The sequence below is a fragment of the Scardovia inopinata JCM 12537 genome (genome assembly GCF_001042695.1).
Classification (GTDB): Bacteria; Actinomycetota; Actinomycetes; order Actinomycetales; family Bifidobacteriaceae; genus Scardovia; species Scardovia inopinata.
Window position 1 is genome coordinate 194,774 of record NZ_AP012334.1, and the last position, 16,500, is coordinate 211,273.

Annotated in this window: 10 protein-coding genes; 6 read left to right on the top strand and 4 right to left on the bottom strand. The window is 47.2% G+C overall.

Features of this window, described 5'->3' with window-relative positions:
* The first annotated feature begins 445 nt into the window (after positions 1 to 445).
* The gene (locus SCIP_RS00745) at positions 446 to 2,512 is read left to right on the top strand and encodes a heavy metal translocating P-type ATPase (protein ID WP_048349246.1); all 2,067 of its coding nucleotides are present in this window, start codon (positions 446 to 448) and stop codon (positions 2,510 to 2,512) included.
* Between the two features lie 119 nt (positions 2,513 to 2,631).
* On the opposite strand, the gene SCIP_RS00750 is transcribed toward SCIP_RS00745, so the two are convergent.
* The 3 genes from SCIP_RS00750 to SCIP_RS00760 all read right to left on the bottom strand — a co-directional run bounded on the left by SCIP_RS00750 (position 2,632) and on the right by SCIP_RS00760 (position 6,610).
* Positions 2,632 to 4,287: a hypothetical protein gene (locus SCIP_RS00750; RefSeq protein ID WP_006292583.1), complete on the bottom strand. Its 1,656-nt coding sequence runs from the start codon at positions 4,285 to 4,287 to the stop codon at positions 2,632 to 2,634.
* A 9-nt stretch (positions 4,288 to 4,296) separates the two neighbouring features.
* Entirely contained in the window at positions 4,297 to 5,229 is a 933-nt protein-coding gene (locus SCIP_RS00755) for an ABC transporter ATP-binding protein (RefSeq protein ID WP_006292584.1), read from the bottom strand.
* Positions 5,230 to 5,848: 619 nt separating this feature from the next.
* Positions 5,849 to 6,610, bottom strand: a complete 762-nt coding sequence (locus SCIP_RS00760; protein WP_006292585.1) for an acetoin reductase — start codon at positions 6,608 to 6,610, stop codon at positions 5,849 to 5,851.
* A gap of 359 nt (positions 6,611 to 6,969) precedes the next feature.
* On the opposite strand from SCIP_RS00760, the gene SCIP_RS00765 reads away from it, so the two are divergent.
* Positions 6,970 to 7,860, top strand: a complete 891-nt coding sequence (locus tag SCIP_RS00765; protein ID WP_231851927.1) for an exodeoxyribonuclease III — start codon at positions 6,970 to 6,972, stop codon at positions 7,858 to 7,860.
* Positions 7,861 to 8,103: 243 nt separating this feature from the next.
* On the opposite strand, the gene SCIP_RS00770 is transcribed toward SCIP_RS00765, so the two are convergent.
* Positions 8,104 to 9,702, bottom strand: a complete 1,599-nt coding sequence (locus tag SCIP_RS00770; RefSeq protein WP_006292587.1) for a zinc ribbon domain-containing protein — start codon at positions 9,700 to 9,702, stop codon at positions 8,104 to 8,106.
* A 523-nt stretch (positions 9,703 to 10,225) separates the two neighbouring features.
* On the opposite strand from SCIP_RS00770, the gene SCIP_RS00775 reads away from it, so the two are divergent.
* From SCIP_RS00775 to SCIP_RS00790, 4 genes are all read left to right on the top strand, one after another.
* Positions 10,226 to 10,600, top strand: coding sequence for a DcrB/PsbP domain-containing protein (locus SCIP_RS00775; protein ID WP_006292588.1), 375 nt, complete (start codon positions 10,226 to 10,228; stop codon positions 10,598 to 10,600).
* A gap of 117 nt (positions 10,601 to 10,717) precedes the next feature.
* Positions 10,718 to 13,735 (top strand): SpaA isopeptide-forming pilin-related protein, encoded by a 3,018-nt coding sequence (locus SCIP_RS00780; protein ID WP_040590406.1) that lies wholly within the window; start codon positions 10,718 to 10,720, stop codon positions 13,733 to 13,735.
* A gap of 87 nt (positions 13,736 to 13,822) precedes the next feature.
* Positions 13,823 to 15,385, top strand: coding sequence for an isopeptide-forming domain-containing fimbrial protein (locus SCIP_RS00785; RefSeq protein WP_006292590.1), 1,563 nt, complete (start codon positions 13,823 to 13,825; stop codon positions 15,383 to 15,385).
* 155 nt (positions 15,386 to 15,540) lie between these two features.
* Entirely contained in the window at positions 15,541 to 16,449 is a 909-nt protein-coding gene (locus SCIP_RS00790) for a class C sortase (protein ID WP_006292591.1), read from the top strand.
* Positions 16,450 to 16,500 lie beyond the last annotated feature (51 nt).

The following is a 16,500-nucleotide window of genomic DNA, read 5'->3' on the forward strand; positions in this document are numbered from 1 at the left end:
ATATGTAAGCCCAAATTTTTTCTTTATAAACCGGTAAGGAAAAATGAGGACGCCACAATATCTTGACTGAAACTGCTCCGGAGGCGGACGTGAAGGTTTATTGAAGAAATACAAGTGTGATCAGGCTCATATTTTCCAGCGTCACCGAATCTTGAGCCAACAGTGAGTCGCCGAATCTTGAGCCAACAGAGATTATATGGTGTTTATCGAATCGACGATAGGACTGTCGGAATAAAATTAAAAAAATGCTCATGAGGCAGACCCTTATACAGACGGATCTTTGGCTGGCTTAGAGTCGGTTGGAAATCAGGTTTGCGAGGACAGCACGATACTGGCATATCCGTACAGTGCAGGCACGCCAATACGGTACATATATACCCAAGTACCCATGCATTCAATTGCATGCGTACCAAGGTATACACCAAGTCGTCAGGAAGGACGGGCAATGAGGAACTTTTTCTCGATCAAGAATTTCGCACATTTGTGGAAGACCTATACAGGTATGATCCTCACTGTGGGCATAGGGGTAGTCTCTTTGATTTTCTGGGGAATTAGCAGGGCCGGCGATGCCCAGCAGTGGGTAATTTTGTACCGAGTCTTAATAGCTGCCCTGTGCATCTATACAGCTGCTGTTGTAATGCGCAATATTATGATCAGTCTGGCAAACGGCAACGTAGGCACTGACATGCTGGTCATTATTGCGTTGATTTCCACCTTAGCGACCGGTCAGTTCTTTGCTTCCTGGATTCTGTGCGTTATGGTTTATACGGGTGACGTGATTGAAACCTATGCGGAGCATAGGGCAAAGAACAGTATCTCTGCCCTGGTTGATGCTGCTCCGGCAACAGCAAATGTGGTCATTGATCCTGTGACTGACCCCAATGCTGCTCTGTCTGCACGGTGGCAGACCAGGGATGTTGCAACTGTTAAGGTGGGGGATGTGATCATTGTCCGCCCAGGGGAGACGGTTCCAACTGATGGCCAGCTGCTGACTGCTTCAGCAGAGTTGAATGTGTCGATGATCAACGGCGAATCTCTTCCGCAGCAAGCTATTCAGGGGGATAAGCTCCTGTCGGGTTCTATCAATGGTGGAACCAGCTTGGTCATGAGGGTGACAGCTCCTTCGAGGGACTCTCAATATCAGAAGATTATTGATCTAGTTGCATCGGCTCAGTCCAGTAAGGCTCCGGTAGTAAGACTGGCGGATCGAATTGCTGTTCCCTTTACCATTGTTTCCCTTCTGATTGGCATCATTGCTTGGATCGCTACCAAGGACCCTATGCGCTTTACCCAGGTGATGGTTCTGGCCACACCGTGCCCCCTGCTGATCGCCGCTCCTGTTGCTTTTATGGGAGGCACCAATCAGCTGGCGAAGGCTCATATCATCATTAAAAATCAGTCGGTGATTGAAAGCTTGACCCGGGTTACTCACATGTTCTTTGACAAAACCGGAACTTTAACGACTACCCAGCCCCAGGTGACCCGGGTGGAACTTTTGCTATCCTGGCAGCATCCGCAGGACCTTGATTCTTCCTGGATTATCAGGGCGGCAGGCAGCATGGAATCTTATTCTATGCATATTCTTGCTCAGGGTATTACTGCTGCCGGCCGTAAGGAAGATGCGCGTCTGGGGCAGGGCAGACTCCAGGTAAGTGATGTCTGGGAGGAATCGGGGCAGGGGCTGGAAGCTGTTGTTGAAGGGTATCGAGTTCAGGTGGGAAGACTGGGCTTTGTTACCGGAGAAAAAACTCAATCAGGCCAAGAGTTAGGCCAAGAGTTAGGCCAAGAAGCAAACCAAGGCAGGGGGGAGACAGAATCGACATCTCAGCCAATCGATGCCTTCAGCCCCCTTCAGGCAGATGAGATGGCCACTTACGTTGCTATTGATGGGCAGCTGGCAGCCCGCCTGACTCTCCGCGATATTCCTCGTCCGAACGTCAGGCAGGTAGTAGAACAGTTTAGGGCTGAGGGGGTTAAACACATAACAATGCTTACTGGAGATAGGCCTGAATCGACCGCGGTTATTGCACAGGAAGTAGGCATTGATGATGTTAGGGCTGGTCTTCTGCCGGAAGATAAGTACAATGCTGTGAAGTTTGCTCAGCGCTTTGACAATGAGAAGCACGTCACCACTTTGATGGTCGGTGATGGAGTCAACGATACTCCTGTTCTGGCAGCTGCAGATGTAAGTGTAGCAATGACAGATGGGTCTTCCACAGCTGCGGCACAGGTTGCTCAAGTTGTTATTATGAATGATGATCTGTCATCTATTGCTCAGGCCATTGCTATATCACAGCGAACAGTCAGAATCATGATTCAGGCTGTGGTTGGCGGTTTAGCAGCTGCTCTGATCTTTATGGTTGTTGCCTCCCTGGGATTTGTTCCTACTGTCCTGGGAGCTTTCATCCAGGAACTGATTGACGCCTCCAGTATTTTGTGGGCTCTGCGTGCAGCCTTCAATCCCTCTCGAAAGAAGGTAGTTCCTCAACAAACGAAGACAATCCAGGCATAATCCTGTCCAAGCCTAGTCCTCGGGCATAGCCTAGATATTTGGACCCCGGCAGCGCGCTGCTGATAGCTGTAGATATTTGCTGATACCTACCGATAGCTGCCGATCCATACGATATCTTTTTAGTTGCTGGCGGTGGCAGTTACATTTTCCAGAGAGGTAAGTATCTCTGGTCCTCTGCTATCCAGGGCTTTCCCGCCAATCCTGACTCCCAGGATAAAGACTGTAATTCCGACGGCAAAGGAAAGGAAAACGCTGAGGCAGGCTACAATAAAGTTCGCATTTATCAGGGCCAGGATGCCCGCAACAGCGGAAGGAAGGCACAGTACTATGTCTACGATCAGAAAAATGAAGGGAGAAAAAATCTGAGCAGCTGATCTTCCCTGAGGACTCTTAAAAGGTTGCTGGGCAGAGGCAACAGGGGAAATAAATTTGGTTGAAGAGACCATGCTAATTCCTAATCCTGACAGAAAAATACAGAAAGAAATACCGAAAATCAAGAGATAAGCGGCGACTCTTAAAGGGTTGCCCTTCAAAGGATCAACAGCCAGCATAATAATGGAGCTGATCAAGAGGAATACCATTCCCAGACCCATCGTAATAGTGGATCGGGCCAGTCTTTCCTTCCACCCAGGCATCCCTGAAGTTGTAAAAAGAGTGAAAGCTTTCCCATCCATAGCCAGCCCGTTGTAATCCATCATCCCAAAAAACCAGGCGACTAGAATGGGGATTGCTATTACCATTCTCCGACTGTTTTTTTCCGCTAGAGAAATAACGGTATAGGTAAGAATAAGAAAAACAATGGAGCCTAAAGATGACAGATAGCGAACATCCCTGATCCACGAGGTTGCCAAACGACCAATCACAGCTCCGGAAGGAGTATCAGGAACTTGGTTGAAGGTGCCTAATCCCTGGGCTTTAGAGACTGATGCTATAGGCTGGGTAATCTCCTGCCTGCGCAGGCAGTAAAGATAGATTCCGTAGCAGGCAGCGATTACAGCAAGTAAGAGAACGATTTTAAGAATGGCAAATGGCAAGTTTCCGCTAATGACATCGTAAGGAATTGCTGCCCCAGCTCCCCAGGGAAGCCAGCCTAAGACTTGCAGCCAGGGGGAAGAAGCGGAAAACATGCTGAGCAGATGGGCGGTAGCAGCAGGGCCCTGTAAAGAGTCAGACAAAGGAATACTTATAAGAGAAGGCAGATACATCAAGGCGATAAATACAACAATTTCGGCAGTGGTGAGGATGATTTTCCCTTTGGTGCTGATTACCAGGCTTTCTGCCAGCTGGGCGACTGCCCTGGAAATCATGATTATACAGGCAGAGCTAAGGAGAGCACCAATCAGGGCAAAAAGAAGCGGACCAGTGCCGGCCTGCCTCCAGATAGATGAGCTGACCGCCAATGACACGATGGTGGTTATCGCCGGAACAGTTAGAAAGCCAGCGAAGAGAATTCCCCTGGTGATTTGCCCGATAGAAATTCCATAAATGGCGAACTTTCGGGCATCAAGAGCACCTCCTTGCCCGCTGATTAGCAGGGTTGTCAGCAGCCACCACATTCCCGTCAGAGTGAAGACGAGAGTTTCCAGTCCTCCTGTCAGTGGCGCCATGGATGGCATGCTGAGGTGAGATCCTCCAGCGACAGAGGCAACAATAACTACTGCAAGAGTAGCCAGGGCCATGAGAATGCCAATAATATAAGAGAAGATTTGCCAGGTGCTTTTTTTAAAAGAAGCAAGCGTGGTGGCAAAACGAAGCCGAATAATAATCCATTCCATGAGGCCCTCCTATGCCTGTGCCTGCCCCTGAGCGGGTACCTGCTGAGCCAGCCAGGTCAGATTGTCGTTGTAATGCAGACCTCCAACCATGCTGAGGAATCGATCTTCCAGCGACATTCCGTTGCTGACCTCAGCTGTGGTTCCTGCTGCCAGAATCCTTCCGTTGGAAATAATTGCCACATGATCGCACAGCTGCTCCACCAGAGCCATGACGTGGGAAGAAATGATTACAGTTCCACCGGACTGCGCATAATTTTTCAGAATCTGTCTGATATTCGCTGCCGAGACAGGATCTACAGCCTCAAAAGGTTCATCCAAAACCAGAATTTTGGGGGAGTGGATAAGGGAAGTTCCCAGGGCGATTTTCTTTGTCATACCAGCTGAATAATCTTGCACCAATACATTAGCAGACTCAGTCAGGTCAAGGGCGGTCAGCAGATCATGAGCCCGGGATTTGGCTGTTTCCCTATCAATTCCTCTCAGCATGGCTGCATAAACCAGAGTTTGTAAGCCAGTTAGACGGGCAAAAAGAGCGTCAGAATCGGGCATAATTCCCATTTGACGTTTGCTCTGGTTTAAGTGAGACCACACGTCAGTTCCACTTAGGGCAACAGCACCTGCCGTAGGCCGCAGCAGGCCGGTTGCCATCTTGAGAGTTGTCGTTTTGCCTGCACCATTGGGTCCGACCAGAGCATAAAAAGAACCGGTGGGGATATCGAGATTAATATTATTGACCGCAATTTTTTGCGTAAAAACTTTAGTTAAGCCTCTCACGGACATAGCTGCTGATGGATTGAAGGGCATTAGTGGTTGTTGGAAGGCGCCCTGAGACTGTTGGAAGGGTTGAGACGGCTGGGCTGGCACCTGGTGCTGTGCTTGAATTGGCTGCGGCGCCTGGATTGGCTGTTGCTGTGGTTCCTGGCTTTGTCCCTGCATCTGCATTGTTGCTGTCCCTTCTGTGACTTTATTCTATATCTGGTTGTGTGATTTATTTATGTTAAAGAGTGTGAACCGGTTGTGTTCAGTCTCTTTAAAGGCTTCCCAGGTACGTCTCTTCTGGAATATGAATAATAGTATAGCTCATTATAAATATAAAGTACAAAACAATGCAGCTTCATAGGTAGGTGAGATGATAACTTTCTCCAGTTTCTTTGGGCTATAGCCTCTTTTTAGAGCTTTATAGCTTTAGAGCTTTATAACGAGTTTATAATCTTTCTTGAACTAATTGATAAACTTTACTTTAAGCATTGAGTTTTTCATAAGGTCAGAGAAAAGGGAATCTGCCAATACAAGTGCATCCTCAGTGCATTGCACATAGTAGTAGCCCTGATTCAGGAATAGAAAGCAAAGGATTGAAGCGAAATGATATAAGAGGGGATTAAAACAGAAGAGTAAAAAAGACAAAACAGATAAAATAGACAGGCATCAGATATTTTTTGTCTGTCTGCCTGTCTATTCCATTCTTTTGATTTTCCCAGGCTGTATTTATGCTGTATTTATATTTATGGCTGTGTTTATGCAGGGTTTATTATCCTAACTGGCTGCCTGGGCAACCTGTTTTTTAAACAAACTTCATGCCGCCATCAACCAGGATTGCCTGACCGGTGATATAGTCTGCTTTGTCGCTGGCCAGGAAAGATACCAGGTTGGCAACGTCTGTCGGTTGTTCAAAGCGCCCTAAAGCGATGCTGCTCAGGGTTGCCTTGATGGATTCGCCATCAGGAACGCCATTAATCTGACCCAGACGGTGATCGATGTCATCCCACATAGGAGTAAGGACAATACCAGGGCAGTAGGCGTTCACGGTAATGTTGTACTTGGCCAGCTCCTTGGCTGTGGTCTGGGTAAATCCTCGGACGGCAAATTTACTGGCTGAGTAAGCAGCTAGAGGGACGAAGCCTTCATGGCCGGCGATCGATGAAGCGTTGATAATCTTTCCTTTGGTTCCCTGGGCAATAAATTGCTTGGCTGCCTCCAGGGTTCCAAACCAGGCGCCCTTAACGTTGATATTGAGAATATCATCCAAAGCCTGGTCAGTTGATTCAAGGAAGGGCTCAACGCGCACAATACCAGCATTGTTGACCATAACGTCAATGTGATCAAAATCAGCGACAACATCCTTGATTAGCTGCTGCATTTCGTCATGTTTGGCTACATTTACATAGTAGCCTTTTGAGCCTCCTCCAATATCAGAGGCAACCTTAGCGGCTGTTTCTTTGTTGATATCTGCAACGGCTACCGTGAACCCATCCTGAGCAAGCTGTCTAGCGATTCCTTCGCCAATTCCCTGACCGCCACCAGTCACAATTGCTACTTTTGCCATTTATCCTCCTTGATAAGGTTGGTTTTTTAGTTTACATTCAATCTGTAAACTATGTCTATTTTATACAGGAAAAATGACAATTTCTTGAGACAACCTCTTTATAGGTTGGGGTTGGCGGTGAATCCTCCGTCGTATACGTAGGGTTTGTGTAGCCTTTCATGAGTTTGGTTAGAGTTTGATCCAGGGTGATAGTTATCTCGGTTTTTCGTGTTGTCTTGTTAATAAAAAACAGTTGAACCGGTGGAGGATACGACCGGTATGCGTGTTTACTTGGATCAGGTTCCCTGTTCCATAGGAAACATACTCCCCACGATCACAATAAGGGTCCATACACCACCAGCAGCCACACACCACCCACAATGCAAAAACTCAGAAAAATCTCCTTTACATGGGATAAGGGAGACGGTAGGGTTGAAGACATGAAATTTGTTTCGTGGAATATAGATTCGTTGAATGCGGCTTTACTGGGAAAATCCGATAGGTCTGTTCAATCCCGCCAGGTACTTGCTTCTATCAGGGGCGAAAATCCCGAAGTAATTGCTATACAGGAGACGAAACTTCCGGCTACTGGTCCCAGCAAAAAACATCTGACAGCTTTATCTCAATTTTTTGATGATTACGATGTTCATTGGCGCAGCTCGGTCGAGCCTGCTCGGAAAGGTTATGCGGGGACTATGTGCTTGTCTAAAAAAGGGCTGCCCTTGGTCGCCGTTACTGAACCCCGGATTCATTCACCAGAACCGATGGATTGTGAGGGGAGACTCCAAACCCTGGAATTCCCTGACTTCTATCTGGTGAATGTATATACACCGAATTCCGGGGATGGGCTTCGCCGCCTGTCTGACCGTCAGCTTTGGGATGATGCTTACCGGGCTTATCTGACTGAACTGGATGAGGCGAAACCCATCCTTGCCTGCGGCGATTTTAATGTTGCTCATCAAGAGATTGATCTTGCTCATCCGGCCAGCAATCACCACTCTGCAGGTTTTACTGATGAAGAAAGGCAGAAATTCACTGCTCTTCTGGGGGCAGGCTTTACAGATACCTATCGCTATCTGCATCCGAATCAGGCAGGAGCATATACCTGGTGGGCTCAGCGAGCTGTAACCAGCAAAGCCAACAACTCAGGCTGGCGTATTGATTACTGGCTGGTCAGTAATCGGTTAAACAGCAGGGTCAAACAGTCCACCATGATAGATACGGGAGACAGGCGTGATCATGCGCCGATTCTGCTGGATATCACCTGTTAATTTTTATGGTTGATGGCTAATATATCTAATATAGCTAATATATAAGGTGATATAAAGCGGTCCAAGAGGAGATCCACCAAGCGGTCCAAGAGGAAAATCTGATAATAGAATCTGGAATAATAGAATGATAGAAGGGCTACCACCCGATCTGAGTGGCAGCCCTTCTGCTTTACCTAATTAGTATACTTACTTATACGAATTTATTATATATTATATTTATTATTGTATTGTATTTTATTTTATTTACGGCCGGTAGGCAGTTCCAGTTACAGAATTCTTGGTTGAATCGTAGCTGGAATCCAACGTTACCTTGGGAGTTGAGCCTTCCATACTGAACTTTCCTGTGGCAGGAGCAAACTTGATCCATTGGTTCAGGTACTCCTTGTCTCCCTCCTTAGAAGTGAACTTGAGCCGCGAGAAGATAGTATTAGTAGCCAGTCGACCGGTAGATAGATTGGCCGTTACTCGTAAGCTCTCCAGGGAGCTGGTCAGGGAACGGGTCACGTCGCTGCTGGGCTTTCCATTCTTGTTCAGGTCTTCTTCTTTCAGGTTGATGAACCCGCAGTTGTCTGCCGTAGGCTCGGTTCTGGAAACGCAGCTGTTAATCGAGCTCTTAACAGAAGACAGGAGTGAGGAGCTAAAGCTATCTTTAACGGTTGGCCTCATAGTCTCCGAGTAGGTTGAGGAAGAAGTAGACAGGGTGTAGGCGACATCGTCAATTGATGCTTTCTCATAAATGTTACTGTCGTTGATGGAAACCGTATACATTCCCGGGTAGGCATCTACCTTATATGTTGCAACAGCGGTATAGAAGGTGGTGTAGCTTGAATCAGAAGAAACAATGGTGGTTGTCTTATCGGAAACGGTGAAGATAGACTGTTTGAAGGACTTGTCGTTTACCGTAATATTTCCATCCTGCTGGGGCATGGTGACGCTGATCTGTGCTACCAGAGGCTGAGAAATCTTGTAATTATTAAAGAATCCCATAGTCTTTCCCTCAGGAGTCACCTTGACAATAGCAGTTCCGTACCGTTCTCCCACCTTGTATGAAACACGGGCTGTGTCATTTCCGGTCATAGAAATATCAGTGTTCGATATGCGTGTAGTGGTCTTCTTCCCCATCTCGCTTGTCATCAAATCGCGGGTCTTGGGAAGGGCTGAGCTTACTGTCATGTTATTGGCCTGGTCAAAGTTGCCTTCAGACAGGGCTGTCAGATAAGACTTGATAGTTTTCTCAGGGGTTGGCGCATTGGACTTAAGTGCTGCAAAAACTCCGCCTATGATAAGAGCCAGGACGGCAACAACGGCGATCACAATGATGATAATCTTATTCCGGCGTTTGGTTTTGGGGTCAGTAGGAGCTTGCTGAGCATAAACCTGTCCGGTCTGCATTTGGCCTGCCGGTACCTGTCCGGTGGGGTATTGACCTGTAGGATACTGACCAGTGGGGTACTGACCGTTTGGCGTCTGATTTTGCGGAACCTGCCCGTTGGAAGTGGGATTGGGATTGGTCTGTCCATTGGCGTTGGGGTACTGCCCATTTCCTGTAGGATACTGACCGGTTTGGCCAGGCTGCCCATTCTGAGATTGGAATGCCGGCTGCTGCCAGGGTTGTTCCGGGCCAGGCTGCTGATTACTGGGCTGCTGATTGCCAGGCTGGTTATACGTCTGCTGATTATTTGTTTGAGGTAAAGAAGCTGAATCGGCTGAAGTACCGGTTGCTGATTGTGAAGGAGTTCCATTCAGAGGTGAACCGCAGTTTGGACACACTGTTGCTCCGTTCGGCACCTGGCTTCCACATTGAGGGCACGTCATTTTAGAACCTTTCTCGTAGGCGGTCATTACAACCTGTTTACTTTCTTCGCCTCTTTTGCCGTTTCGCTTAGCAAAAGAGATGATTTAAGTATACATCAGCACAATTACATGCGGTTAAGCGTCATCTGCAATCCTGTTTTTTCTCGCTTTTTCTGGCTTGATAGGGCACGTGCATAGTTTTCTTTTTGTAAATAATTATATTAAGAAAATGGTGGAAAATCAATACTTATGGATAAATATGTGCTGCTAAAAACGGTATGTCAGGCAGGATTGCACCCACTATGCTGACAGCTTAGTCGCCTTGCGGTTTATAAGCCGTTGCAACAGTTTTTAGTCGATAGGTCATAGTATTAAATTCTTAGATGTTTAGAGCACAGTCCTGTTGAACTGATGGTATAATTGTCACATAAATATAATTTAAATATAACTTAACTTATAATTCAACTTAACTTATAACTTAAAAAACAAAAATTAATAATAAATTATTAGGTGTGCCCTTTCAGTACAAAAAGTACAGTGGACGCCCGGAAAAAGATTTGGAGAGTGTACCATGCGTCGAGTTATGCATCGGTTTTTGGTAGTCTTGGTTGCATTTGTAACCCTTGCAGCTACCTTCCTTGCCGGTCACGGTTCAGCGATTGCAGCTTCCACCACCGCCTCCAGCACCAATCTCGAAGATTTTCTGACATCCGTCACCATTACTGGTTTGGGTGAGCCTGATTCTAATGGTGTCTATCATTATCGCAACGGTCAAGAAGTTCAAATGAGCTTTGTCTTCGCTGAGAACAGCAAACTTCAGTTCGATAATGATAATCCTCTGACTTACCCTCTTCCTTCAGGTTTTGAAGCTCTTGCCACAGGCGGAGACTTTAATATTGATGTGGAGACTGCAACCGGTGTGAAGACTGTTAAGGGCAATACCTGACAGGTCAAAGATGGCAAGCTGGTTATTCAGTGGAACAAAACGGATCCTAACTATGATTCTCTCATTGCTGCTTCGAACACTAAAATTCCTGTGTCGCTGAGCTTCAAGATGAACAATGTGGATTCAACAATAAAGTTTAGCGATACCGTCACCAAGAAGTTCGAAGTTGATAACAGCAGTAAATTATCTGTCAACAAAACGGGCAGGTATGACTCTTCCACGGGAAAGGTTTACTACACAGTTACTGTTCAGTCAACAGGGACCAATACCAATGTGAATGTTGCCGATACCATCACCGGAACAGCTTTGACCTATGATCCTTCCTCCTTTGCTATCTCGGGAAACAGTTCTTCTTATACCGGCGGGACCTCAGGCAATGGCTATAATGTAACCCTCGCTTCTATGAAGGACGGGGAAACGGTTACTATTACCTATGCGGCTGATGTCAAATACGATAAAATTGCCGGCAGCAGCGCAACTTTTGATGAGACTAACAATACAGTTAAGGTAAAGTCTCATGAAAACCCCACTCCTGAGGAGTCTCACAAGGATTTCAACCACGAAATAACCCCTACCAGCGTTACCAAGACTGGCAAGGCCAGCACCGATGTAACGACTTCTGATGGCAGGACTTACCGTCCCATTACCTGGACCATTGATGCCAACAGCGAGAAGCATGAATCCTTGGCTGGATCCAGTATTACCGATACTATTGCTGCCGATTCGCAGAAAAATATGAAGTACTCTGGAACTGGTATAACTATCGGAGTATACGATAAACAGGGGAACCTGGTGGAGACCAGGAAGGTGTCCTGGGCTGATCTGGGCGTCACCGATCTGAGCTCTGCCACATCGTGGAAGTATCAGGTACCCTCCTCTGATGGTATCTATGAATATAAGATTTCCTACACTACACGGGTAGATATTACTGATAATCTTGTTAACCAGACTGTCAAAAATGAGGTCACCACCAAAGGTGACACTAAAGGCAGAGGCAGTGTTGATGTTACTCCTGGCTTTACTTTGACAACAAAGAAGACCGCTACCAAGATTACGAGAGATAATATCACCTGGAAGTTCACTATCTCAGTTCCCAAAGCTGGGTATGACACTTTGACAGCAACCGATTCTTTCCCCACAACCTGGCTCAACAACAAGAATGTATATGATTCTCTGGTCGACGGATCCGTGGTGGTTGATGGTCTGACCGCATCAGAGAGTTATAAGCAGGAAGTCACCGAGAAGGGCTTGACCCTGACTTTCTATAAAGATAAAGATAAGACTAAAACTGGTGTGAATGCTACAGATAGCGACCGCACTATTACCGTTACCCTCACCACCAAGAACAACGAGGAGTGGCTGAAGGCAGTGAGTGATGGGAATGCTGGTAGTTATCAGGAAACGCATACCAACAATGTAGACGTAACAGCTAATAACACTACTGTTCACGGCTCTGCTGATGCTAATCCTCCTACTGAGCAGAGTATCACCAAATCTGGTACTTCTGCTGGAACAGTTTCTGTAGATGGAACTGATCTGCCCGTATACCGCTATGAACTGGTCTTGACCGGTGTCAACAAAGATTCTCTTGATATTACCGATACTTTCGATACCTCCATCCTCAAGTATTATGCCTCATCTGCGTATGATGCCGGCCATATTTACGGAGGAACCCAGTATGGCCAGTACGAGGGCAATGTTACATTTACCACTTCTGCAACCAGCTCGGGCATGACTATTCATGTTGCCTCTGTTCCCAAGAATGCCAATGATAATTATTACAGCCACTACAAGCTGGTTTACTATTTGATTGTTAAGGATAAGGCAGCCTTGAATACTTTGAAGGCCAAGGCTCTGAGCGATAAGGGAACTGCAACCCTGTCCAATACGGCTCAATGGGATTCCACGTCGAGCACAGCTAAAGTAACGTATAATTATAAGCCTTTGACCAAGAGCCAGACTGCTTTTGATGGCAATCGAACGGCTACATATACAGTCAAGCTGAACCCGGATGGTCTGGATATTGATCCTCACTCCGATACTCTGACCATGACTGACGTTATGTCTGACAACCTCTTCCTGGATGTTTCCTCCATCAAGGTAGATCCCAGTGCTCATGTGACCTATGATTACGATCGGACCACCAACACCCTGACTGTTACCTTCCCTGATGAAACTCCAGTGACCCTGACCTATAATGCTGTGGTTGAATCAACAGGAAATGTAAACTACTCCAACACGGCCACCCTGAACGGATCTTCTACAACTGTCAATAACAGCGCTAAGATCAATGGTTCTGCCAGTGGTACTGCTTCCATTCCCAGCATCAAGATTCTGAAGTACACCTACGGAGATTTGAGCGATACCATTGCTGGGGCTCAGTTCCAGCTTTATAAGGCTAGCGATAACAGTCTGGTGTCCAATAAGGTCTTCACTACTGATTCCAAAGGCGTGGCCTTGATTGAAGGCCGGCAGAATATTGACGGATGGACCCTGGAGAAAGGTGTCAAGTACTACCTGAAAGAAGTTAAAGCTCCTGAAGGCTATACCCTCAGAGACGACAAGATTTACTTCACTCTTTCCGATAGTCTGGAAAATCCGAATGAGTATTTGACCGCCTCTACTATTCCTTTCTGGAATAAGCGAACCAACTTCGCGATTACCAAGGTTAATGCTGATGACAAATCAGTCAAACTTGAAGGGGCAACCTTCCGCCTGACCGGTCAGGGGGCTGTATCCTCCTATGACCAGTCTGTAACTACCAACAACAAGGGACTGGCTCCTTTCGCCGGATTGCTTCCGGGCACTTATAAGCTTACTGAGACAAAGGCTCCCGATGGGTATGTACTCGATAAGACTGAATACACAGTGGTCGTCGATTCAGACCTGAAGGTGAGTTCGCCTCAGTTGACATTTACCGCAGATGGAGACATCTTCGGGGTACAGATTTCCAATAAGCCCCAAGGGCAACCCATCCCCCTGCCTTCGGTTGGAGGCAGCGGAGTTATGGGTCTGTTCGCAGGCGGATTGGGATTCATCTTCCTGGCGGCTGGGGTAGAAATACTTCGGCGCAGACATGAGACGGTACATACCGTGAGCAGCCGGGTACACAGCGCGCATGGACGTCATGTTTAACATGCGCCGCGAACCAGTGCGATATGCACTCGTCCATAACCAATAAGCAATAAGGTAAAATCTTCGCCGAAACGAAACGAGGAGACAATGAAAAAAACAATTACAAGAATTGCCGGGGTGGTTATCGCCTTCGTCGTTGGCTTGGCAGCCATGATGGTTTCCGGCAACGCATCTCAGTATGCTTTTGCTGCTGAGACGACAACAATCACGGTTAAGGGTACCGGTTCCCAGTACTCAGCTTACAGGCTGCTCAATGTGTCCATCGGTACAGCTGCAGATGGCTCCAACACCTATGCCTACACCGTGAATTCCAAGTATGAAGATGTTCTGAAGACAGCCACCGGCAAAACCAGTGATGCTGACATTGTCAGCTATCTGAATGGTCTGTCCTCTGACAGCACTCAGTTGGAAGCTTTCTCGCAGGCTGTTAATTCTGCTATCGCCAAGGCAGGCTTAGCTGCGGATGCAACCGCGACTGGTGACGGTACTTCTGCCACCTTCTCCGGTGTGGATCAGGGCTACTATCTGATTGCTCAGAGCGATAGCACCTCCAGCACTGCTAAGTCCAAGTCCCTGATGATCCTCCAGACCGCAGGCAAGACAGCTCTGACTGTTAACGCTAAGGAAGGAACTCCTACTGTCGTTAAGAAAGTTAAGGAGAATACCGATGGGGTCAACGATTCTCAGGCTGGAAAGTATCAGGATGCCGCTGATTATAATATTGGCGATGATGTTCCCTTCCAGCTGACCGGAACTCTTCCTGCAACTCTGGCTTCTTACAAGACATATAAGTATGTCTTCCACGATACCCAGTCTGCCGGTTTGACTTTCAACCCGGGCAGTGTCAAGGTTTATGCAGTTGCAGCTGATGGAACCCGTACTGAGGTTAATTCTTCCGCATACACCCTGGTTACTTCCGGTCTGTCTGATGGCGAAACCTTCCAAGTGAAGTTCGACGATGTTAAGACTCTGACCTCTGCTGCTGGTGCAGCTATCTCCGTGGATTCTGCCACCAAGATTGTGGTTGAGTACACCGCCAAGCTCAATGACAACGCTAAACTGGGTAAGCCGGGCAACCCCAATGAGGTTTACCTTGAGTTCTCCAACAATCCTAATGCAGGTGGCGAAGGTGAAACCGGTCACACTCCTAAGGATAAGGTGATTGTTTTCACATTCCAGGCCGTTGCCAAGAAGGTTGATGAAAAAGGCAATGCTTTGAAGGGGGCTGGCTTCACTCTTTACCGTCAGGTTAACGGTGACTGGGTTAAGGTAGCTACTATTGAAGCAGGCGAGACCACAACCTTTACTTTCAAGGGTCTTGATTCAGGTAAATATAAGCTGTCTGAAACCACTGTTCCTAATGGTTACACCAAGGCTTCCGACATTGAATTTACTCTTTCTGCAACTTATGAGACCACCTCAGATGATCCTAAGCTGACTGCCTTGACTGTGGATCCGTCTGACGCTTTCACTGTTGACAGCACCTTGTCTACTGCAACAACAACCGTTATTAATAAGAGCGGTTTTGAACTGCCTAAGACGGGTGGCGCTGGTCTGGTTCTGCTGTATGTAGTTGGCATTGGTCTGATTGCCGGAGCTGTTATTGCTCTGGTAGCTCGCCGCCGCCACGAAAGCGCTTCTGACAAGTAAGATTTCAGCTGACTGGGGTCAGCAGCCGACCAGGCATAGCTGCCCAGAACTCAGCTGATTGCTGAAAATACCGTAATAGCCGTGGATGTATTCACATCCATGGCTATTATTGGCTCGGACAAATATCACACCAGGACTCATGATAAGGATATACGATGGATGCTTCTGCCAAGCCGCCTACAGCAGGTGAATCCGCTGCCGGCAGGTCTGCCGCTGGCAAACAGCGGTCGCCTCTGTCGCGTCTTCTTACCGTGTTGATAGTCCTGGCACTGATCACCGGCATTGGTCTCATTGCTTACCCCATAGTGAGTGATCTGTGGAACAGGACTCAACAGACCAAAGCCGTCGGTGCTTATGTAGCTAAGACTAAAGATATTTCCATAAGTCGCCGCAAGGCCATGCTCAAAGCGGCCCGAGCCTATAATAAGCGGCTGGCGCTTGCTGGAGAAGGCCGCTACAAAATGACAAAAGCAGAGCGTCATGAGTATGAGACCCTCCTAGATGTAACAGGCACAGGGATTATGGGTTATCTGTCCATTCCCAAACTGGGTGTGGAACTTCCCATTTATCACGGTACTGATGAATCTGTTCTGCAAATTGCCATAGGTCATCTTCCCGGAACATCACTTCCGGTTGGCGGACCGGGAACTCATGCCGCTGTATCCGGACATACTGGTTTGCCTTCTGCCATGCTCCTTACCGGTCTTGACCGGATGAAAAAGGGAGATACTTTTTCTTACACAGTTTTAGGCATTACAGAGACCTATCAGGTTGATCGCATATCCGTTGTTAAGCCTACCGATTTAAGCAAACTTGCTATAGTTGACGGAAAAGATTTGGGGACAATTATTACTTGCACTCCTTACGGAGTAAATAATCATCGCCTTTTGGTCAGAGGTCACAGAATCCCTACGCCAGACAAAGGTTCTCATGGACAGGACATGCCGATCAACAAATTTGTGATAGGAGAGTGGTCCTTGCTAGGCCTGATTCTGGCAATGATTATTATTTCTTTGAGCATAGGGACTCGACGTAAAAAGCGTAGAACCATAGGGGGCAAATAGTAAGAAATCCCTTACGTGCTTTCTTTTCTCCAGGCCCGTCCGATACTTGAT

Excerpts from the sequence above, each read along its gene's own strand:
- SCIP_RS00765 (WP_231851927.1), top strand. The coding sequence starts at position 6,970 with ATGCAAAAACTCAGAAAAATCTCCTTTACATGGGATAAGGGAGACGGT.
- SCIP_RS00790 (WP_006292591.1), top strand. The coding sequence starts at position 15,541 with ATGGATGCTTCTGCCAAGCCGCCTACAGCAGGTGAATCCGCTGCCGGC.
- SCIP_RS00745 (WP_048349246.1), top strand. The coding sequence starts at position 446 with ATGAGGAACTTTTTCTCGATCAAGAATTTCGCACATTTGTGGAAGACC.
- SCIP_RS00770 (WP_006292587.1), bottom strand. The coding sequence starts at position 9,702 with ATGACCGCCTACGAGAAAGGTTCTAAAATGACGTGCCCTCAATGTGGA.
- SCIP_RS00760 (WP_006292585.1), bottom strand. The coding sequence starts at position 6,610 with ATGGCAAAAGTAGCAATTGTGACTGGTGGCGGTCAGGGAATTGGCGAA.
- SCIP_RS00750 (WP_006292583.1), bottom strand. The coding sequence starts at position 4,287 with ATGGAATGGATTATTATTCGGCTTCGTTTTGCCACCACGCTTGCTTCT.
- SCIP_RS00775 (WP_006292588.1), top strand. The coding sequence starts at position 10,226 with ATGCGTCGAGTTATGCATCGGTTTTTGGTAGTCTTGGTTGCATTTGTA.
- SCIP_RS00755 (WP_006292584.1), bottom strand. The coding sequence starts at position 5,229 with ATGCAGATGCAGGGACAAAGCCAGGAACCACAGCAACAGCCAATCCAG.
- SCIP_RS00785 (WP_006292590.1), top strand. The coding sequence starts at position 13,823 with ATGAAAAAAACAATTACAAGAATTGCCGGGGTGGTTATCGCCTTCGTC.